This is a genomic window from Stenotrophomonas indicatrix (genome assembly GCF_050573115.1).
Lineage (GTDB): Bacteria > Pseudomonadota > Gammaproteobacteria > Xanthomonadales > Xanthomonadaceae > Stenotrophomonas > Stenotrophomonas lactitubi_A.
Genome location: NZ_JBNYZT010000001.1, coordinates 627,225 through 647,996 on the forward strand (window position 1 = coordinate 627,225; position 20,772 = coordinate 647,996).

16 protein-coding genes are annotated in these 20,772 nt (G+C 65.5%); 7 read left to right on the forward strand and 9 right to left on the reverse strand.

The window, feature by feature from the left end:
- Positions 1 to 99: 99 nt before the first annotated feature.
- The 4 genes from ACQ5SA_RS02780 to ACQ5SA_RS02795 form a co-directional block, all read right to left on the reverse strand.
- The gene (locus ACQ5SA_RS02780) at positions 100 to 426 is read right to left on the reverse strand and encodes a thioredoxin family protein (RefSeq protein ID WP_032975313.1); all 327 of its coding nucleotides are present in this window, start codon (positions 424 to 426) and stop codon (positions 100 to 102) included.
- The gene (locus ACQ5SA_RS02785; RefSeq protein ID WP_499313300.1) at positions 398 to 877 is read right to left on the reverse strand and encodes a flavodoxin; all 480 of its coding nucleotides are present in this window, start codon (positions 875 to 877) and stop codon (positions 398 to 400) included. Before ACQ5SA_RS02785 ends, ACQ5SA_RS02780 begins: the two co-directional genes overlap by 29 nt.
- 13 nt (positions 878 to 890) lie before the next feature.
- Positions 891 to 1,931, reverse strand: coding sequence for a ribonucleotide-diphosphate reductase subunit beta (locus tag ACQ5SA_RS02790; protein ID WP_025878567.1), 1,041 nt, complete (start codon positions 1,929 to 1,931; stop codon positions 891 to 893).
- Positions 1,932 to 2,005: 74 nt separating this feature from the next.
- The gene (locus ACQ5SA_RS02795; protein WP_499313302.1) at positions 2,006 to 4,333 is read right to left on the reverse strand and encodes a ribonucleoside-diphosphate reductase subunit alpha; all 2,328 of its coding nucleotides are present in this window, start codon (positions 4,331 to 4,333) and stop codon (positions 2,006 to 2,008) included.
- 481 nt (positions 4,334 to 4,814) lie between these two features.
- Here ACQ5SA_RS02795 and ACQ5SA_RS02800 point away from each other — a divergent pair, with 481 nt between their 5' ends.
- Positions 4,815 to 5,792, forward strand: coding sequence for a zinc-binding dehydrogenase (locus tag ACQ5SA_RS02800; protein ID WP_499312533.1), 978 nt, complete (start codon positions 4,815 to 4,817; stop codon positions 5,790 to 5,792).
- A gap of 230 nt (positions 5,793 to 6,022) precedes the next feature.
- A complete protein-coding gene (locus ACQ5SA_RS02805) occupies positions 6,023 to 8,644 on the forward strand; it encodes a TonB-dependent receptor (protein WP_499312535.1) in 2,622 nt (873 codons plus the stop codon).
- Between the two features lie 99 nt (positions 8,645 to 8,743).
- On the opposite strand, the gene betT is transcribed toward ACQ5SA_RS02805, so the two are convergent.
- A complete protein-coding gene (gene betT, locus ACQ5SA_RS02810) occupies positions 8,744 to 10,723 on the reverse strand; it encodes a choline BCCT transporter BetT (protein WP_499312536.1) in 1,980 nt (659 codons plus the stop codon).
- 152 nt (positions 10,724 to 10,875) lie between these two features.
- Positions 10,876 to 11,256 carry a VOC family protein gene (locus ACQ5SA_RS02815; protein ID WP_100552740.1) on the reverse strand — a complete coding sequence of 127 codons (381 nt, stop codon included), beginning with the start codon at positions 11,254 to 11,256 and terminating at the stop codon, positions 10,876 to 10,878.
- A gap of 287 nt (positions 11,257 to 11,543) precedes the next feature.
- On the opposite strand from ACQ5SA_RS02815, the gene ACQ5SA_RS02820 reads away from it, so the two are divergent.
- On the forward strand, positions 11,544 to 13,061 hold the full coding sequence (locus ACQ5SA_RS02820) for a hypothetical protein (protein ID WP_499312537.1): 1,518 nt from the start codon (positions 11,544 to 11,546) through the stop codon (positions 13,059 to 13,061).
- 76 nt (positions 13,062 to 13,137) lie between these two features.
- Here ACQ5SA_RS02820 and ACQ5SA_RS02825 read toward each other — a convergent pair whose 3' ends face one another.
- Positions 13,138 to 13,458: a DMT family transporter gene (locus ACQ5SA_RS02825; protein ID WP_353101892.1), complete on the reverse strand. Its 321-nt coding sequence runs from the start codon at positions 13,456 to 13,458 to the stop codon at positions 13,138 to 13,140.
- Complete coding sequence (locus ACQ5SA_RS02830) at positions 13,458 to 13,811, reverse strand: SMR family transporter (protein ID WP_230109947.1); 354 nt, start codon at positions 13,809 to 13,811, stop codon at positions 13,458 to 13,460. Before ACQ5SA_RS02830 ends, ACQ5SA_RS02825 begins: the two co-directional genes overlap by 1 nt.
- A 161-nt stretch (positions 13,812 to 13,972) precedes the next feature.
- On the opposite strand from ACQ5SA_RS02830, the gene ACQ5SA_RS02835 reads away from it, so the two are divergent.
- Complete coding sequence (locus ACQ5SA_RS02835; RefSeq protein ID WP_033831329.1) at positions 13,973 to 14,824, forward strand: LysR family transcriptional regulator; 852 nt, start codon at positions 13,973 to 13,975, stop codon at positions 14,822 to 14,824.
- A gap of 67 nt (positions 14,825 to 14,891) precedes the next feature.
- On the opposite strand, the gene ACQ5SA_RS02840 is transcribed toward ACQ5SA_RS02835, so the two are convergent.
- A complete protein-coding gene (locus ACQ5SA_RS02840) occupies positions 14,892 to 15,812 on the reverse strand; it encodes a M14 family metallopeptidase (protein ID WP_499312538.1) in 921 nt (306 codons plus the stop codon).
- Positions 15,813 to 15,943: 131 nt separating this feature from the next.
- Between ACQ5SA_RS02840 and ACQ5SA_RS02845 the strand changes: the two genes are divergently transcribed.
- The 3 genes from ACQ5SA_RS02845 to ACQ5SA_RS02855 all read left to right on the forward strand — a co-directional run bounded on the left by ACQ5SA_RS02845 (position 15,944) and on the right by ACQ5SA_RS02855 (position 20,766).
- Complete coding sequence (locus tag ACQ5SA_RS02845) at positions 15,944 to 18,025, forward strand: TonB-dependent receptor family protein (RefSeq protein ID WP_499312540.1); 2,082 nt, start codon at positions 15,944 to 15,946, stop codon at positions 18,023 to 18,025.
- Positions 18,026 to 18,088: 63 nt separating this feature from the next.
- A complete protein-coding gene (locus ACQ5SA_RS02850) occupies positions 18,089 to 19,855 on the forward strand; it encodes a chloride channel protein (RefSeq protein WP_230109944.1) in 1,767 nt (588 codons plus the stop codon).
- Positions 19,856 to 20,049: 194 nt separating this feature from the next.
- Positions 20,050 to 20,766 carry an MgtC/SapB family protein gene (locus ACQ5SA_RS02855; protein WP_205404385.1) on the forward strand — a complete coding sequence of 239 codons (717 nt, stop codon included), beginning with the start codon at positions 20,050 to 20,052 and terminating at the stop codon, positions 20,764 to 20,766.
- The last annotated feature ends 6 nt before the right edge of the window (positions 20,767 to 20,772 follow it).

The following is a 20,772-nucleotide window of genomic DNA, read 5'->3' on the forward strand; positions in this document are numbered from 1 at the left end:
TTGCCGCAGGCAAGGGCTCTGACCCCGATGATCCAAGCCATGCGTCAAAGTGGGGTCAGAGCCCTAGCCTGTGGCCAGGGCTCCGACCCTGATCCTGGGCTACAGGAACTCTGCGATCGCCGCTTCAATCTGCTGCGGCGACTGGAAGCCCGGCATGCGCATGCGTTCGTCACCGTCAAGGAACAGCGACAGCGTGGGGGTCTGGCGCAGCCCCAGCTCGCGGAAGAACGCCTCGCCCACCACTTCCAGCTGCACCCGCAGCAGGGTCGTGCCCTGCCCCGCCGTGCCGCTGGCCACCCGCTGCAGCGACATATCCAGCATCCGGCAACCCGGGCATTGGTCCTTGTGGAAGTCCACCAGCACGCGCGGATGGTCGGCCAGCAACTGCTGGAACTGCTCAGGCGTGGTGGCGTCGATGATCTGCATCGGTGGTGCTCCAGTATTGATCCAGGACCGCATCGGTCCAGGTATCGATGGCCGCGGCATGCCGCCGGCCATGTGGCATCTGTTCGATCTCCAGCGGCGGGTAGCCACTGTGGAAATAGCGGATCAGCCGGTGTACCGCACCGCAGTAGTACTCCTGCCCCCACTGCGTTTCGCCGGTACCGAACACCGCCACCTGGCGCGGCCGCTGGCCGCGTTCGGCGATGCCGGCCACCCAGGCCTTCATCTCCGACGGCGTGCGCCCGGCGTTGTCGGTCCAGCAGCCCAGCAGCACCAGGTCGGCCTCGTCCACCGGCAGCGGTGGACACTGGCGCAGGTCGTCGGCGTCCTGCCAGTGCACGGCGTGGCCTGCGGCCCGGCAGCGCCCGGTGATATGGCGGCCGAGCTCGCGCGTGTTGCCGCTGAGCGAGGCCACCACGATCAGGATGCGCAGCGCCGGGCCGCGTTCAGAGGTCGTCGAAGCCGTTGTCGACGTTGGTCTTCTTGTAACTTGCATTGCGCATCTCGAAGAAGTCGGTCTTGGTCTCGGTGAAGTTGTCGGCGTAAGCCTTGATCCACGGCATCACGTTGTCGGTGGTGTCGCTGTACAGGCGCTCGATGCCAAGCATGCCGGCCATCTTGTTGGCGCGGTACTTCACGTAGCGCACCATCTCGTCTACGTCGATGCCGTCGATGCCATCCAGCACCTCCGCCGACCATTGGGTTTCCAGTTCGATGGCATGTTCGAACGACTGGTGCACGTAGGCGGTCAGCTCGTTGGTCTGCAGCTCCGGGTTCTCGCCGATGATGGCGCGGATCAGCTCGCTGATGAACTTGGTGTGGGCCAGTTCGTCACGGTTGATGAAGCTGATGATCTTGCCGGTGCCGTTCATGCGGTTCTGCCGCACCATGTTGTAGAAGTACGCGAAACCGGAATAGAAGTTGATGCCTTCCAGGATCGAGGACTGGATCAGCGACTTCAACAGGGTTTCGGCGGTCTTCTCGCGCATGAAGTCGTCGTAGGCCCCCATGATCGGCGCGTTGCGCTTGATGATGGTCGGGTGGGTGCGGGCGATCTCGAAGATGCGGTTCTGGTTCGGCAGGTCGGTGATCGAGGCCAGCACGTAGCTGTAGCTCTCGTTGTGGATCACTTCCTGCTGGCCGATGATCGCTGCGTTGGCGTGCGCGGCCGGGTCGGTGATGTACTCGGCGACGTTGTAGATGAAACGCGTCTGCGGCGAATCCAGCGTGGCCAGCAGGCCGATGATGGAATCGTAGGCGTTCTTCTCGCGCGCGTTGAGCTCGCCGTACTGGCGTGCATCCACCTTCATGTCCACCTCGTCGGGGATCCAGAAGTTGGTCGACAGCTCCTTGTAGGCGCGATAGAACGACGGGTAGGGAATGTCGTTCCAGTTGAGGATGCCGCTGGTGCGGCCGTTGATGATGCCGGTGCTGCGGTTGGGGTGGCGCGGTTCGAGAATCTTGATGCGGTCGAGGGGTGTTGCCATGGTCTTCTGCCTTCGTTCTGTTGCTGACGGGTTGCCGGCCAGCGGCCGGCACTACCACCGAGGGGGCCGGGCGATCAGCTCGAGCACCACTCGCATTCGCTGATATCGATGTCGTTGGAGCGCACGTAGTAGGTGGTCTTCAGCCCTTCCCGCCAGGCACTCAGGTGCAGCTCCAGCAACGTGCTGGCGCGGATCGTGCTCGGCACGTAGAGGTTGAAGCTGATCGACTGGTCGACATGGCGCTGGCGGCGCGCGTTCTGCCGCACGCTGGCGAACTGGTCGACCTTGTAGGCACCCTTCTCGTAGTACGGCCAGGTTTCCAGCGACAGCCCGGGTGCAGCCACCGGCCGCCGGAAGTCCTTCTTTTCCTCGTAGTAGAACGCGCTGTAGATCGGATCGATCGACGCGGTGGAACCGGCGATCTGTGCGGTGCTCATGTTCGGTGCCACTGCCAGCAGCCAGCCGTTGCGCAGGCCGTTGCTCGCCACCTCACGCGCAAGACTGTCCCAGGCCGCGCCGCTGTAATCGCGGTCACGGAAATAGTTGCCGTTGTGCCAGTCGCTGCCGACGAACATCGGGTAGCTGCCCTTCTCCTTGGCCAACTGCGCACTGGCCTGGATGGTCAGGAAGTTGATGCGTTCGAACAGGCGATCGGAGAGTTCCTCGGCCTCGGGCGATTCCCAGTGGATCGCCTGCTGTGCCAGCAGGTGGTGCCAGCCGAACGTGCCCAGGCCGATGGCGCGGTACTTGCGGTTGGTGATGGTGGCCTGCGGCACCGGCAGCGCATTGAGGTCAATCACGTTGTCGAGCATGCGCACCTGGATCGGAATCAACCGCTCCAGCACATCCGTGGCCAGCAGATCCTCGGGGGCGGTGATGGCTCGACCGAGGTTGATCGATGACAGGTTGCAGACCACGAAGTCACCGGCACGACGGGTGGTGACGATCTGGTCGCCGCTGACGATCTCCTGGATCATCCGCGTCGGGCTCATGTTCTGCAGGATCTCGGTGCACAGGTTGCTGGAATAGACCATGCCCGCGTGCTTGTTCGGGTTCTTCCGGTTCACTTCGTCGCGGTAGAACAGGAACGGATTGCCGGTTTCCAGCTGGCTGAGCATGATCCGCTTGAACAGGTCGATCGCCTTCACCGTGCGACGGCTGATGCGTTCGTCGGCCACCAGTTCGGCGTAGCGGTCGCGGAAGCTGCCCTGGCCACGCTTCTCGTCGTAGAAATCCTGCAGGTACCAGCCCTTGGCCTGCTTCACCTCGTGCGGATCGAACAGGTACCAGTCGGCACGGCGCTCGACCGCCTCCATGAACAGATCGGGCACACAGATCGCGGTGAACACATCGTGCGCACGCAGACGCTGGTCGCCGTTGTTCAGGCGCAGGTCCATGAAGGCTTCGATGTCGCGATGCCAGATGTCCAGGTACACCGCCACCGCGCCCTTGCGCTGGCCGAGCTGATCGACCGACACCGCGGTGTTGTTGAGCTGCTTGATCCACGGCACGACGCCGCCGGACGAGTTGGGTACGCCGCGGATCGGCGCGCCACTGCTGCGCACGTACCCCAGGTACGCACCCACACCGCCGCCGTGCTTGGACACGCGGGCAATATCGGTGTTGGAGTCATAGATGCCCTGCAGGCTGTCATCGACGGTATCGATGAAGCAGCTCGACAGCTGACCACCCACCTTGCCAGCGTTGGCCAGGGTTGGCGTGGCCACCGTCATGTACAGGTTGGACAGTGCCCAGTAGGCCTCGCCCACCAGCTGCATGCGGCGCACGCGGCCGCTCTCACCCGACCCGCCCTCGTTCTGCATCAGGTACAGGGCGATGGTCAGCCAGCGTTCCTGCGGCAGCTCATACACCTCGCGGCTGCGATCAGTGGCCAGATAGCGCGTGGCCAGCAGGTACAGGCCGTTGTAGGCGAACAGCCGGTCGCGCTCGGGGTCGATCATCTCACCGGCCTGCTGCAGCTCTTCCTTCGAATAGCAGCGCAGGATGTCGTTGCTGTAGACGCCGCGGTCGGCCAGGCTTTCCTGCAGGCCCACGAAGGAGCCGTACTTCAGGCTGACGTCGTAGAAGCGGTTGCGGCTGGCGCGCTTGTACAGCCGGCGCAGGTACAGGCGTGCGGCGAACTGTTCCCACTCGGGTGCGACAAGATCGACGCGCGACTCCGCTTCGCGGATCAGCAGATCCACCAGATCATCGGCACTGATGCTGGGCTTGCGCTCGACCATCGCCAGCACCACGCGGCGGTAGTCGGCCACATCCAGCTGCGGCAGCTCGGCGTGGATGGTGTCGATGCTGCGCAGCAGGCGTGCCGCATCGTACGGCAGGCGACGATTGCCGGCTTCCTTGGTGATCCAGGTCGGAACGCGCTCGCCGCTGGCGCGCATGGCGTCGCCGGCGCCGGCCAGGTCGGCCACGCGGAAGGTACTGTCGGTCATGGTGGTGGAACTCCAGGCTCGTACGCGCGTCGGCGCCCGATGCCATGGCGGCCCTGCACGCGATACCGGCGCGCGGAGCGAACGGGTGAAGTGCCAGGGTGCAGGAACGTAGGTCGTCGGCATCTGCCTGCGCCTGCGGCCGGTATCCGGGCCGTGGGGGCGACCTGCGTCCGCACGGTGGCGGCCGCGTCGACACGGCAAGCCTTCAGGGGCGGGCCGCGGGACGTTTGCTGCATGTCCGGCGGCGGCGGCTGACCGGGAGTGACAGCCACAACATAGTGGGGATGTTCCGAGCCGTCAACACAAGATGCAGTAATCACGTCATGTCGCGACCATCGGTCGCAGGATGCCGTGTTGCACCTCCATCACCTTGTTGACGCCGCACACGTCCCCAGTTCGGTATCACATCAACTTTTCCGGAACACCGCTCATGCGCGCTGCCCAGTACTCCTCCTTCGGCAACCCGGCCGACGTCCTTGTCGTTGCCGACGCCGCACTGCCCGAACCCGGCCCCGGCGAGGTGCGCATCCGCACCGTGCTGGCCTCGATCCACAATCACGACCTGCTGACCGTGCGTGGCCTGTACGGCTACAAGCCGACGTTGCCGGCGATCGGTGGCAGCGAAGCACTGGGCGTGGTCGATGCGCTCGGCGAGGGCGTCGATGGCCTGCAGATCGGCCAGCGTGTTGCCGCCGCCTCGGTGCATGGCACCTGGGCAGAAGCGTTCATCGCGCCGGCGCGGATGGTGATCCCGATGCCGGAGTCGATCCCCGACGAGGTGGCCGCACAGCTGATCGCGATGCCGCTGAGCGCGCTGATGCTGCTGGAGTTCCTGCACGTTGAGCAGGGCCAGTGGATCGTGCAGAACACCGCCAACGGTGCCGTCGGCAAATCGCTGGCGATGCTGGCAAAGGCGCGCGGTGTGCATGTGGCCAACCTGGTGCGCAACGCGGAAGCGGTGGCGCAGCTGCAGGCGCTCGGCATCGATCACGTGTTCGATACGTCGGTGGACGGCTGGAAAGACCGCGTGCACGAAGTCACCGGCGAAGCGCAGGCTGCGGCTGCGGTCGATTCCATCGGTGGCGATGCCAGCGGCGACCTGGTCGACCTGCTCGGCCACCACGGCACCCTGGTCTCGTTCGGCGTGATGAGCGGCGAGCCGATGCGCATTCCCGCCGGTGGCCTGATCTACAAGGAGGCCACGGTGAAGGGCTTCTGGGGCAGCAAGGTCAGCCAGGCGATGGCGGTGGAAGACAAGCGCAGGCTGGTTGGCGAGTTGCTGAAGCGTGCGGCCGGCGGTGAGCTTACCTTGCCGGTGGAGCGGATCTTCGCGCTGGACGACATCGCCCAGGCAGCAACGGCCGGTGCGGGCTCGGGCCGCAATGGCAAGGTGCTGCTGCGTCCTTGATGGTCTCCGGGTCGGATCCCTTTCCACAAGGAAAGGGCTCTGACCCTGAAGAGGAGTGCGGACCAACGGTCCGCACCCACCTGGAGAGCCCTGCTGCACCCACCGAAGCAAAGGACAGCAGTTTCGTTAAGAACCTGTGATGTATAACTGAATGCGCTTTCGTCATTGGAAGGCGCACGGACCCGCGTGCGGTACTGACGACTCCTCCCCCGTTTGGCGTAGTCGCTTCCATGTATCGCACCACCCTGCTTTCCAGCGCGGTCGCGCTGGCCCTCGTCGCTGGCACTGCCGGCGCCGCTGAAATCGCCGACACCGGCAAGGTCAGCACCACCCTCGGCACCGTGCTGGTGACCGGCTCGAACATCAAGCGCAGCGACACCGCCGGCCCCAACCCGGTGCAGATCGTCACCCGCGAGCAGATCCTGCAGACCGGCCGCTCCACCCTTACCGACGTGCTGCGCAACCTGTCGGCCAACGCCGGCAACAGCTTCGACGAGCAGTACACCGGCAGCTTCGCTGCAGGCTCGGCGTCGATCGGCCTGCGTGGCCTGTCGCCGAAGAACACGCTGGTGCTGGTCAATGGCTACCGCGTGGCCAACTTCGGCTTCGCGCTCAACACCCAGGACACCTTCGTCGACCTCAACGCGCTGCCGATCAGCGCGGTCGAGCGCATAGAAGTGCTCAAGGATGGCGCCTCGGCGGTGTACGGCTCGGACGCCATCGCCGGTGTCATCAACATCATCCTGCGCCGTGATTTCCAGGGCGTGGAAGTTGGCGGTGGCTTCGGCACCGCCACCCACGGCGGTTTGAACGAGCGCAAGGCCAACCTGCTGGCCGGCTTCGGTGACCTCGAGCAGCAGGGCTGGAACGTGCTGTTCGGGCTGGACCTGCTCAAGCGCGACCGCCTCGATGCTGACCAGCGCGCGTACACCCGCGACGGCGATTTCCGCGACAAGCCCGGTGGCCGCCTCGCCGGCTGGTCCACGGCCGGTGGCAACTGGCTGTCCAATCCACGTGCGCCGCAGCCGTTCTCGCCCTGCCCCGATGGCAGCGAGCTGCGTCCCTACAGTGACTTCGGCAGCACCCTGCCCGGCCAGGCCTGCGCCTTCAACGCGCAGCCGTTCAAGACCCTGCAGCCCGGCGCCGAGCGCCTGCAGGCGTCGTTGAGCGCGACCTACCGCTTCAACGACAGCGTCGAAGCCTTCGCTGATGTGCTGTACAGCCACAACAAGGCCGACCAGATCTTCAGTGCGCCGCTGACGGTCGGCCCGGGCCTGCGTGCCTACAATCCCGCCACCGGTACGTTGACCGATATCGCCGCGGTGCTGCCGGTCGGCCATCCGAACAATCCGGGCAGCGCGCCGCTGCCGTTCGAATACACCTTCTTCGATCTCGGCCCGCGCCTGAAGGACAACACCCAGGTGTTCTACCGCGCCCTGGCCGGCGTGCGTGGCACCGGCGAACGCTGGGACTGGGAAGTGGCCGCACTGACCTCGCAGAGCGCGCAGCGCGAGTACGTGGACAACTTCGTGGACCGCTACGCCTTCCAGCAGATCCTGCGCGATGGCAGCTACAACTTCCTCGACCCGTCCAGCACGCCGGGCGCACTGGACGATCTGCGCCTGCAGACCAAACGTCCAGGCTGGTACAAGCTGCACTCGCTCAACATCAAGGCATCGACCTCGTTGTGGGAACTGCCGGCCGGTGCGATCGGCTTCGCCTGGGGCGCGGAATTCCGCAAGGAATCGCTGGACGCGCGCACCAGTGCGCAGGTGCTGTCCGGTACCGAGCTGCGCCCGGCGATCAACATCGTCGACGGCGAACGCCAGGTCAGTGCGGCCTATGCCGAGTTCAGCGTGCCGCTGCATCGCACGCTGGAGCTGCAGGTCGCCGGTCGCGGTGACCACTACGATGATTTCGGCAAGGCGTTCTCGCCGAAGTTCGCGCTGCGCTGGCAGCCGCTGGACAGCCTGCTGCTGCGCGGCTCGTTCTCGCGTGGCTTCCGTGCACCGTCGCTGCCGGAGATCGCACCGGGGCAGACCATCAGCTACGGTTCGGTGGTCGATCCGTACGATCCGCTGCAGCCGGGCGGCAGCCGTGGCGTGACCAACCTGCGCACCGGCAATCCGGACTTGAAGGCCGAACGCTCGCGCAACCTCAATGTCGGTGCCGTGTGGTCACCCGATGCCGATTCCAGCATCGGCCTGGACTGGTACCGCATCGAGCAGGACAACCTGGTCAAGCCGGACAGCGCGCAGTTCATCGTCAACAACCCGGACCTGTTCCCCGGCCGCGTGCAGCGCGATGCACAGGGCCGCATCCAGATCATCACCAACCAGTACGCCAACCAGGGCGAGCTGACCACCTCGGGCATCGACCTGGAAGCCAACCGTACCTTCCGCACCGATGGCTGGGGCAACTTCACCGTGGCCGGCAGCTGGACCCACCTGCTCAGCTTCAAGCAGCCGCTGGTGGCTGGACAGGCGCCCTATGACGGCGCCGGCAACAACCGCCATGGCGCCCTGCCACGCACGCGCGGCACCACCTCATTGAACTGGGCGGTGGGTGACTGGAGCAGCACGCTGAGCCTGCAGTACGTGAGCGGCTATGACCAGCGCGTGGCCACCGCCACCAGCAATCCGGGCCTGCGCGACCGGGTCAAGCCGTATCACCAGCTGGACCTGTACGTGGCCTACGAGGGCATTCCGAAGACCACGCTGTCACTGTCGGTGCTGAACCTGACCGACAAGGACCCGCCGTTCGATCCGGCCGGCGGCTCCAGCGGCTTCGACATCAGCCAGTACAACCTGCGCGGTCAGTTCGTTTCGCTGGGCGCGCGTTACCGGTTCTGATGTGCAACGGGGCGGCGGGCATGCCGCCGTCCCGTTCGCGTTGCCGGCCAGCGGCCGGCACTACCACCGAACCGCCGGGCAATGCCCGGCGGTCACGCATCAACGGCTCAGGTGCAGGAACTGCAGGTGCCGTTCGTACTGGCTGATGATGTCGTTGATGATCTGCTTGCGGTTGTAGCCGACCAGGTCGTAATCCTGGCTGCCCTCGTACAGATGTACTTCGGCGCGGTAGTAGCGCTGGTTGCGCAGCTGCTGCGCGGCGAAGGACGGGGTCAGGTAGCCACTGAGGATCACCCGGTACAGGAAGTCCTGCTGCTCGCCGTGGTTGACCGACAGCTCCATGTCGCCCGCCTCGAAGCGCGTCTGCACGTCCCAGCCCTGCTCACCCAGCTGCTCGGCCACCGCCTCCATCGCCGGCTTCACCGTGTCATCCATGAAGCGGTACACCTGGTCGCGTACCGGGAAGTTCATGGCCTGGGTCAGGCGCTGGCGCCAGCCCTGGTGGTGGCGATCATCGCCGATCAGCGGCGATGGCCTGAACTGCTGCGCGCGCTTGCGGTGCGACTCGTCACTGAAAGCACGGGTCAGGCCCCACATCATCAACAGCAGCACCGCCGAGAACGGCAACGAGGCCAGCACCACCGCTGATTTCAAGGCATCGATGCTGCCAGCCAGCAGCAGGCCAGCGGTCAGCACCGCGATCACCGTGCCCCAGAACACACGCAGCCAGCGTGGGCCATCGTCCTCCGGCGCACCACCATGCGAGGACAGCGTGGACAGCACCACCGCCCCGGAATCGGCCGACGTCACGAAGAAGATGAAGCTGACCAGCACAGTCACCCCGATCACCGCCTTGCTCCACGGGTAGCCATCCAGCAACGAATACAACACCGTCGGTGGATCATCCACCGCCAACTGCGCCAACTGCTGCTGGCCATGGTGCAGCACCTGATCCAGCGCGCTGTTGCCGAAGATCGACAGCCACGCCAGGGTGAAACCCAGCGGAATCAGCAACACACCGAACACGAATTCGCGGATGGTGCGGCCGCGCGAGATGCGCGCGATGAACAAGCCGACGAACGGCGCCCAGCCGATCCACCAGGCCCAGTAGAACACCGTCCAGCCGCCCAGCCATTCCGGACGGCCACCATAGGCGTACACATCGAAACTCTTGCCCACCACGCTGCCCAGGTAATCACCCAGGTTCTGCATCAGCGTGCTGAGCAGGTACTGGGTGGGGCCGGCGCAGAGCATGAACAGCACCAGCGCGATCGCCAGCAGCATGTTGATGTTGGCCATCCAGCGCACGCCCTTCTCCACCCCGGACACAGCCACCGCGACGGCCGCGCCCATCATCGCCACCACCAGCAGGATCTGCACCAGGTTGGAGTGCGGCACATTGAACAGGTGTGACAGGCCGGCGTTGAGATGCAGCACGCCGAAGCCCATGTCCGCACCGATGCCGAACACGGTGGCGACGATGCCCAAGGCATCGACGGTGTAACCGATGGGGCCGTTGATGCGCTTGCCGATCAGGGGATACAGCGCCGAGCGCAAGGCCAATGGCAGGTTGTGCCGGTAGGCGAAATAGGCCATCGCCATCGCCGCCAGCGCGAATACGCCCCAGCCATGCAGGCCCCAGTGCAGGAACAGCAGCTGCATGGCCTGGCGTGCACCGGCCTCGCCCGCTGCGCCGTCACCTTGTGGCGGCTGCAGGTAGTGGGTCAGTGGTTCGGAAACGCAGAAGAAGAACAGGGTGATGCTGATGCCTGCAGCGAACAGCATGCCGGCCCAGGAGAGGTAGCTGAACTCCGGTTCGTCATGGTCGGCACCGAGCTTGATGCCGCCGTACTTGGACAACGCCACACCGACCACGAACACCAGGTACAGGGTCATCGCCAGCAGGTAGTACCAGCCGACGTTGAGCGCGGCCCAGTCCTGTGCCTTGACCAGCAGGCGACCGGCGCCGAGTGGGAACAGGCTGACGAACAGTGCGAAGGCAACGACAACGATCGCCGCGAAGGCGAAGACGGGCCGCAGGGTTCGCACCGGCTGATGTTGAGGCTCCAGTGCTTCCATGGGCAGCCATCTCCGGATCGATCAAAGAGTAAGCCGGCGGATTCTGGCTGAATCGCAGTGGACAGAGGATGAAGTCGTGGCACCGCGCAGGCATGATCCTGCCCCCATCCGTGTTACTCGCGCGCCTGTACGGCGCGCGCGCCGCTCCGGCCTTACTGCATCACATGCACGGCGCACAGCTTGTTGCCGTCTGGATCACGCAGGTAGGCCAGGTACAACTGGCGCCCTGCCTTCTGCCGCACGCCAGCCGGGTCTTCCACCGCAGTACCGCCATGGGCCACGCCCGCTTCCTGCCAGGCATGCACCGCCTGTGGGTCTGCCAGCGCAAAGCCGATGGTGCCACCGTTGGCGTGGCATGCCGCCTGGCCATCGATGGGCGGAATGACCATGAACATGCGCCCATCCTTGATGTAGACCAGCTTGCCCTCGTCATCGAACACGCCTGTGCGGGCGCCGACGGCGGTGAACAAGGCATCGTAGAAGCGACGGGAGATCTCCATGTCGTTGGTTCCGACGGTGACGTGACTGAACATGCGGGCACTCCGTTGCGGGAATGTCCAAGTGTCGGCCAGGAAGCGGGCTTCCGCAATCGGGCCCCCAACCGGATTGCCTGCGGGCCTGCGACCACTGCTAATCTTGCCATTTCCAACTAGCTGGCAAGGACCGATCTATGGCAGGCAGGGACGCACGGCGCGACAGTAGATCGGCAGCCGCACTCACACATGAGCGTCTGGCCGATCAGTTGAGATCACTGCTGGCCAAGGACGCGGTACGTACTATTTCAATATCGGGGCCCTGGGGAACAGGAAAGACACACTGCGTGCGTGAGACGCTGCTTGCCAACTGGCGAGACGCGGCGTTTGCCTCGCTCTTTGGTGTGAAGAGCATCAGCAGCCTGAAGCTGAGCATCCTGGACAACATGATCGCCGCCCAAGGTGGAATCCGCGGCTGGCTGGCGAAAAGGACAAAAGCAGATCGCGACGTTTACGCCACCGCTATTGAACGATTGTATTCCGGTGCCGCCATTGCCAGTGATCTTGCCCTTATGGCCTTCAGGAGCGCTGTCCGGGGCAAGATCATCATACTCGACGACATTGAACGAAAGCATGCGGATCTTTCAGTTGACGAGATTGCCGGCTTTCTCGACGAACTGCTGGAGCTGAGTTCATGCCGCGTTATCTTGGTAATGAACAGCGAAAGATTGACCGACTTTCCCAGATGGATGGACATCCGCGAGAAGGTGATCGACCGCGAGCTGACCCTGTCACCCAGCCCAAAGGAATCTGCAGCGATTGCCCTCGCCAGACATCCGCTCGCTACCCCACTCACCCCACTGATCGAGAGTTGCGGAATCACCAACATCCGGGCGATCAGAAAGATCGCGACCGAGGTCGATTGGTTAGATGCCGGAAAGTGGGGAGCAAGGCAGGACAGCAAGACGCTTCGCGCGTTTCTTGCAGCGCTCACCCTCATGTTGGGTGCACATCTGCGAGCGTTGGGGTCTGTGGGATCCCTGCGCAGCATCGAGCTCGATGGAACGGGAAGCATCAAGCGTGATGATCATTTCAAGAATGCGTGTGCCACGCTGCTGATCGACGAAAACAGTGCATTCTTCGACCAGATCGATGTTTTGCTCCGAAGCGGCGTCATGCCCACGGAGGAAATAGAAGCGATGCTTGCCAGCGGAATGACGGATGAGACTCGATATGAGTTGCAGTTCGACTCCGCGGCAGCGCGAAACGACCACATATGGGATATCGACTGGAGCGATGAGGACGCCCTGAAGGAGTGCATCCGCATCTGCGAAGCATCCGCCGGACTTGCCGACCCGAGCCTGCTGAGCCATTCGCTACAGACCTTGGAACTGGTTGGCGGCAACAGCACCCACAGCACCAACGCGTTATCCATCTTCAAGAAGGCGCTGAAGCAGACCAGGTCCAATCCATTTACTGCCAACGGCTTTCATCCAGCGGTTCTTGAGGCCTTGGGGTCGATGAATCTCCTGGTTTCGGGGAACGCGCAGAGCGGAGCAGACGAGAAAGACACCAGAATGCACAACCTGGCCCTGACTGGCTTTGCATATGCATCCGTTCTCAAGTTGCCAACTACTGTCGCCTCGTACCTCCAACAGCTTGAAACGATGGACGCAGACGATATGAGATTCGTCGTTCCAACGCTGCTGAGCAGATTCGAGAAGTTGTCTGGCGAGGAGCATCCGCAGTGGAATGCGGCAAAGGCGTTCGATGAAGCCTGCAGACAGTACGTCCTGTCCAAGCCCGGCTCACGACGCGCACGCTTGATCGATGGAGCCTTGAAGGGGGGTGCTCCAGCGCGCTAGCCTGGTCCGCGCTCTGACCGCCATCATGCTGCAGAACAGCTGCAGGTGAAGGGGCTGACCGCGTTGGGGTCCGGGCTCACGCCGTACTGAGCAGCAACACCGCCACAGTGACCAGGCCAATGCCGATCCAACCAATCGGGCGCAGGCGGTTGCCGAACAGCAGGCGGCCGCAGGTAGCGGTACCGATCACGCCGATCGCGCCCCACATCGCGTAGGCGGTGGCCAGATCCATGTAGCGCACGGCCTGACCGAGCAGGGCAAAGGCGATCCAGACCAGCACGATGGCGCCGACTCCCCAGCGCCAGCGGCGGAAGCCATCGGACTTGGCCACCATCATGTTGGCGGCCACATCGATCAGCGCAGAGCAGATCACGAAAAACAGGGCCATCATGTTCATCAGTGCGCCTCCCCGAGGGTGACGCAGACGATGCCGATCACCGCCAGCACCAGACCAGCCAGCTGCTGCAGCGACAGGCTCTCACCGAACACGCTGATGCCGACCACGGTCAGCAGGGTCAGGCCGAGGCCTTCCCACACCGCATAGGCCACGCCGACGGCGATGCGGCGCACCGACAACGCCAGGAAGTAATAGGACAGCGCCAGCGCGGCGGCCATCACCAGGTAGCCGGTCCAGCCGCCATCGCGGGCGGCATGGGCCATGAAGGACGTGCCGACCACTTCGGCGACGATCGCCACGGTCAGGCAGGCCCAGGCGACGAAGGCGCCACGGGCGGGAACAGTACGGGACATGTGAAGCTCCTTGCGGGACGGGGACCGCGCCCCGTCATCAATAGATCCACGCCGTGCGTGGATGATCCGGAACGCCCCCGCAGACAGGGGCGACGGCGGCCAGTATCATCGCCTTTTACGGTGGTATCAAAATGGATTCCATCGACAGGAGCGATGGATCAATGCCCTATTCTCCCGAATCCCTGCAGGCCTTCGTCGAGGCCGCCGCGCTGGGCTCGTTCTCGGCGGCCGCGCGCCGGCTGCGCAAGACCCAGTCCACGGTCAGTACCGCCATCGCCCATCTGGAGGCGGACCTGGGCATGGTCCTGTTCGACCGCAGCGGCCGCTATCCACAGCTGACCGACGCTGGTCGGCAGGTGCTGGGCCACGCGCAGGAAATCCTCGCCGCCGACGCGCGCCTGCAGCAGCTGAGCGTGCGCCTAGCGGCGCCGGTGGAGCCACGCCTGACCGTGGTGTTCTCCGATGTCTACCAGCTCGATCCAGCGCAACGTGTGCTGCAGCGGTTTGCCGAGGCATTTCCCGAGATCGAACTGGAATGGCTGGATGCCGAAGGACGGGACGTGCTGGAACTGGTGGATGCTGGCCGCGCCGGGCTGGGACTGCTGCCGCGCCAGGCGCAGTACCCCGATGCGCTGGTGGCCCAGCCCCTGGCCCACCACAGCGAACTGGCGGTGTACGTGGCCAGCGACCACCCGCTGGCGCAGGCCGGCGTGCGCGCGGCGGCGCAACTGGCCCGGCATCGGCAGGTGCGGCTGAGCGCGCAGGTCGACCACGCACCGCCGATCAGCGGCCCGGCATGGACCGCGTCGGACTACCTGATGGTGATGGAGATGGCCGAGGACGGCATCGGCTGGGCCGAGCTGCCACGTGCGCTGGTGCAGCGCTACGACCGTGGCCGCCTGCTGGAACTGCGCGTGCCTGGCTGGCCGCGCCGCATCCACAGCGACCTAGTGTGGCGCCGCGATACGCCGCCGGGGCCGGCGGCGTTGTGGTGGGCCGAGGCATTGGGGTGAGGTAGTGCCGGCCGCTGGCCGGCATCCCCTTGTCCCGTGGTTGCCGGCCAGCGGCCGGCACTACCGATCAACGATGGGCGAGCGCGTAGTCCAGCGCCGAGCACACCGCTGCCACCTGCGCGTCGTTGCACTGCTGCGGCGTCGCGCGCGGGCTGTCCGGGTAGACCTCGGTGGTGGTGGTGTACTTCGCCCCGGTGATGCCGGCGCACAGGCCCAGCGGCACCAGCGCATACTCGATCACGCCGTGCGCGACCACCGGCGAACCGATGATCTCGCCCTTGTCGTCGGCCGGTGCGATATGGGTGACCTTCTCCACTTCGGCAACCACGGCCTGCTGGAAGGCCGGCTGCGGATTCTCGCTGTCGTCCACCAGGTAAAAGCCATCGGGAATCAGGCCCGGCTCGAACGGCTTGCCGTCGCGCGCGGCGAGTGCGGGACGGAACTCGCTCTCGTCGCTGTCGGTGGTTTCGTGCAGGTCGATGTGCAGCACGAACTGGCCCTTCAACGGTGCGATCAGTTCGATCAGCGCCGTCGACTCGCGGGCCGGGCCGTCCGCGCGGAAGTTGCGGTTCGGGTCGATCGCATCGAAGTTCCAACGGTTGATGCGCTCGAAGCCCCACGGGTTCACGCACGGCGCGACCAGAAGGTTGGCCTTGCCGGCATAGTTGGCGGCATGCTTTTCGAGGAATTCCAGCGCGCCCAGCACGCCACTGGTCTCGTAGCCGTGCACACCGCCGGTCACCAGCGCGGCCGGCAGTGCCGGGTTCCAGTCGCGGCTGCGCAGGGCGAACAGGGTGTAGGTCTCGCCTGCATAGTCGAGCTGGCCGTAGGCCACCTTGTCGAAGCGCTCGGCCAAGGCATCGACGCGCGGCAGCACTTCCTCGTCGTAACGGCGCAGGCGCTGCTGGCGCGCACGCCACTGCTCCCGTTCCGCCACGCCCCACGGCTGGCCAGGGGTTCCGACGGGGTAGAAAGCAGCAGTAGACATGGCAGATCTCAGCGGGTCAGGAGGCAATCAATAACTTTACCACCGGGTCAAAGCGCTGAACCGTGTGCCGATTCCAATGGCGAATGGAATCAGCAATAATTCTCATTTACGCCCTTCCACTGCCCGCAACGATGCCCATTCCTGCCCTGCAACCGGCCCGCCTGCCCTTGGCCGCCGCCCTCGCCCTGTGCCTGATCCCGGCTGCCGGCGCCCTCGCGCAGGACAGCGCCACCACGCTCGACAGCATCCAGGTATCGGGCAGCTGGCTGGGCACCGGCCTGCACGACAGCGTCAAGAGTTTCGCCGGCGCACGTACCGTGGTTGACCGCCAGCACATCGAGGCCAGCGGCGCTGCCAGCCTGGGCGATGCCATGCGCCGCATTCCCGGCGTGCAGGTCACCGACAACTCCGGCACCGCCGGCAGCTCTGTGTCGCTCAACATCGGCGTGCGTGGCCTGACCGGTCGCTACTCGCCGCGCTCGACCGTCCTGCTGGACGGCGTGCCGCTCGCGGTTGCGCCGTACGGCCAGCCGCAGCTGTCGTTTGCCCCGGCCAGCCTGGCCAACATCGAGTCGATCGACGTGGTGCGTGGCGGCGGCGCGGTGCGCTACGGGCCGCAGAATGTCGGCGGCATCATCAATTTCAGCACGCGTGCGATTCCGACCGCGGCTGGGCTGCACGGCGAGGCCGGCGTGCGCTACAGCGCCTACGACCACGGCGGCGGCGACAGCACGCAGTACAACGCCTTCCTCGGCGGCACCGCCGACAACGGTCTGGGCATGGCCCTGCTGTATTCCGGGCAGGACGGCCGCGGCTGGCGCCAAGGCAGTGATGACCGTTTCGACGACCTGGCACTGAAGTTCGCCTATGCCATCGATGCGCAACAGGAACTGCGCGCCAAACTCTCGTATTACAACGTGCGTTCGCTGACTCCGGGCGGCCTGACCCGCGCCCAGTACGAAGCCGACCCGTTCCAGAACACCCGGCCGACCGACTTCTGGAAGGGTCATCGCACCGGCATCGACCTGGGCTACACCAACACGCTGTCGGAGAACAGCGAGTTCGAGGTGCTGGCGTATTACAACGAGAGCAATCGCGCCAGCTCGCTGATCAATGCCGCCAACACGCAGATCACCGTGCAGCCGCGCGACTACCGCGTGCTCGGCATCGAACCGCGCTACACCCAGCGCCTGCACTGGGGTAGCAGCGTGCACGACATCACCGCTGGCTACCGCTTCCTGCGCGAGCGCGGCAACGACCGCAGCTACACCGTGACCCGCCGTACCGGTGCGGCCGGCGCCACCACCCGCTTCGACAACGCCACCGATGCGCACTCGTTCTACGTTGATGACCGCATCGCCATCGGCCAGTGGCGGATCACCCCCGGCGTGCGCATGGAGTGGATCGACATGGACCGCCAGCAGGCCGGTGGTGGCGCAACCTTCAGCAGCCGCAACGACAAGGCCCTGCCCTCGCTCAACGTCGCCTATCTGCTGACCCCGCAGCTGACCGTGTTCGGCAACTACACCACCTCGTTCGGGCCGGTGCAGAACATCCAGCTCAACTCGCAGAGCGCGACCAACCCGCTGAACCCGGAAATCGCCAGGACCACCGAGCTGGGTGCGCGCTGGCAGGATGGCGCGCTGCGCGCGGAAGTGACCGTATTCAAGATGCGCTTCGACAACCAGATCCTGCAGATTCCGGGCATCACCCCGCCTACGTTCCAGAACATCGGCGCCACCGACCACAAGGGTGTGGAAAGCGCGATCGAATACCGCTTCGCCGAAAGCAGCGCGCTGGCCGGACTGGAGCTGTACGCGAACTACACCTGGACCAAGGCCATCCAGCAGTCCGGCGACAACCGCGGCCTGGATGTGCCGTTCTACTCACGCGATACCGACAGTGTCGGCGCCCGTTATGCGCTGGCCGATTGGACCTTCAACGTGTCCAGCACCCACCAGAGCGGCCAGTTCTCCGATGCCGCCAACACCTGGAATGAAACCGCCGATGCCCGCGTGGGCCGTGTGCCGGGTGTACGCCTGTGGAACGCGCAGGCCGCCTGGCAGCTGCCCTGGCTGGCCGACAGCGAGGTCGCGGTGGGCGTGAACAATATGGCCGACAAGCGCTGGTACACCCGCAACGTGGATGGCAACGCCGGGCGCATGGTGGCCGCACCGCGCACGTTCTACGTGCAGGGCCGCTACCGCTTCTAAGCGTGGAAGTCGCCTGATGCGGTAACGGTGGCGCTCACGGTGGCGGCGTATCATGCGGCCACCATGTCCTCCACCGCTTCGCCATCGCGCCTGCATCTGGCCTTCCAGGGCCTGCGGTTGCGCCTTCGCGGCAGCGACCTGTGGTTCATCGCCCTGGCCCTGTTGGTCGGGCTGATCGCCGGCGGCCTGACCCTGTTGCAGGCGGGGCTGGCACGCACCCTGCAGACGGCGCTGTATGGGCTGGACGAGGGCATGCGCCTGAGCTCGCTGCCCGCGCTGACCTGGACCGCGCTGCTGGTACTGCCGCTGGGCGGCCTGGTGGTGGGCCTGGTCAGCCTTGCTGCAACGCGCCTCAAACGCCCCCTGCTGGACGCCGTGGAAGCCAATGCGTTGCACGGCGGCCGCATGTCGATGCGTGACAACCTGATCGTGTTGACCCAGACCCTGGTCTCCAACGGCTGCGGCGCGTCGGTCGGACTGGAAGCGTCGTACACGCAGATGGGTGCCGGCAGCGGCTCGCAGCTGGGGCGGGTGATGCGCCTGCGCCGCAACGACGTGCGCATCCTGGTGGGGGCCGGCGCGGCCGGTGCGATCGCCGCGGCCTTCGGCGCACCGCTTGCGGGGGCGTTCTATGCCTTTGAGATCGTCATCGGTGCCTACACCCCGGCCGCACTGGCGCCGGTTGCGGTTGCGGCGCTGGCCGGCGCCTTTGTTGCCGACCAGGCCGGCGTGGACGCCTACCTGCTGCCGGCGGCATCCACCATCGACGTGCGCGCAGCCGATTATGCGATCTACGGCCTGCTCGGCTGCTGCTGTGCCATGGTCGGCATCGCGGTGATGCGCCTGATCGCCTCCATCGAGGGCACGGTCAAGCGCAGCCCGTTGCCGCTGTGGGGGCGCCCTGTGGTGGGCGGTCTGCTGTTGATTCCGCTGGCGCTGGCCAGCCCGCAGGTGCTGTCATCCGGCCACGGCGCGCTGCACTTGGACCTGACCACCCATCTGCCGCTGATCTGGATCGGCGGACTGCTGACCCTCAAATGCCTGGCGTCGGGCATTTCGCTGGGTTTCGGCTTCCGCGGCGGCCTGTTCTTCGCCTCGCTGTTCATGGGCACCCTGGTCGGCACGCTGTTTGCCGGGCTGCTGGCGATGGCCACTGGCGTGCCGGTGGTCGACGCCACGTCGGCGGCGCTGGCGGGCATGGCCGCACTGGCCGCGGCCGTGGTTGGCGCGCCGATGACCATGGCCATGCTGGTGCTGGAAGGCACCCACGATTTCCTGCTGACCAGCGTGGTGATGAGCGCGGTACTGGTGTCCAGCACCCTGGTGCGGCAATGGTTCGGCTACTCATTCTCGACCTGGCGCATGCATCTGCGCGGGGAAACCATCAAGAGTGCGCGTGACATCGGCTGGGTGCACAACCTCAATGCCGGGCGGATGATGCGCAAAGGCGTAGCGACTGCCCCGGCCGACCTCGATGCCGCCGCCTTCCGCCAGCGATTCCCGCTGGGCTCGGGCAGCCGGGTGATCCTGATCGACAGTGAAGGCCACTACGCCGGCATCGTGCAGATCCCACGCCTGTTCGGTGACGGCGTAAAGCCCGAGGACGTGGTGGGGACGTTCGCCGAGAACCGCGATGTGGCCCTTGCCGCCAACGCGGACGTGGTGAGCGTGATGCAGCGGTTCGACCAGACCCAGGCCGACGAGCTGGCGGTGGTGGACGACGACGGCCAGGTACTGGGCGTGGTGTCCGAAGCATTCGTGCGCAAGCGCTATGCGGAAGAACTGGACAAGCGCCAGCGAGAAATGATGGGCGAGCGCGTCGACGAGTAGATCCACGCCATGCGTGGATGATGTCCCCGGCCCCCCCACCCATCCACGCATGGCGTGGCTCTACTGCACAGCCAGGCCGCCGACCGCGCGTCGACTGGTAGGTCCACGCCATGCGTGGACGATGTCCCGGCACCCCACAACCCATCCACGGATGGCGTGGATCTACTGTCACCTGCGGGAGGTAGACTGCGGCCATGCGCTTCATTGAAACCTTCCAGTCCGGTCCCTTCGCCGACACCGTGGTCAGCCTGCTGGCGGCGTTCGTGCTCGGCACCCTGATCGGCGCCGAGCGCCAGTACCGGCAGCGCACCGCCGGCCTGCGCACCAACGTGCTGGTGGCTGTCGGCGCCGCCGCCTTCGTTGATCTGGGCATGCGTATCGCCGGCAGCGCCGAGGCGGTACGGGTGATCTCGTACGTGGTCTCGGGCGTCGGCTTCCTCGGCGCCGGCGTGATCATGAAGGAAGGCATGAACGTGCGCGGCCTGAACACCGCCGCGACGCTGTGGTGCTCGGCGGCCGTGGGCAGCTGCACCGGCGCGGACATGCTGGCCGAAGGCGTGCTGCTGACCGTCCTGATCATTGCCGGCAATACCCTGCTGCGCCCGCTGGTGAACGCGATCAACCGCATCCCGATCAACGAAGCCGCCAGCGAGGCGACCTACGAAGTGCGCCTGAGCGTGGATGCCGACGCGGTGCCGCGCGTGCGCGAGCGCCTGGTGGATGCACTGGAAGCAGCGCAGTACCCCGTTGGCGACGTACAGCTGGTCGAGCACACCGATGCGCCTACCGACGTGATCGCAGTCCTGGTCAGCACGGCGGTCAGCGCCGACGAGCTGGACGTGGTGCTGGCGCGGATGGAGCAGGTGCCTGGCGTGCTGCACGCCACGTGGGAAGTCAGCACCCGCGATTGAACGCAT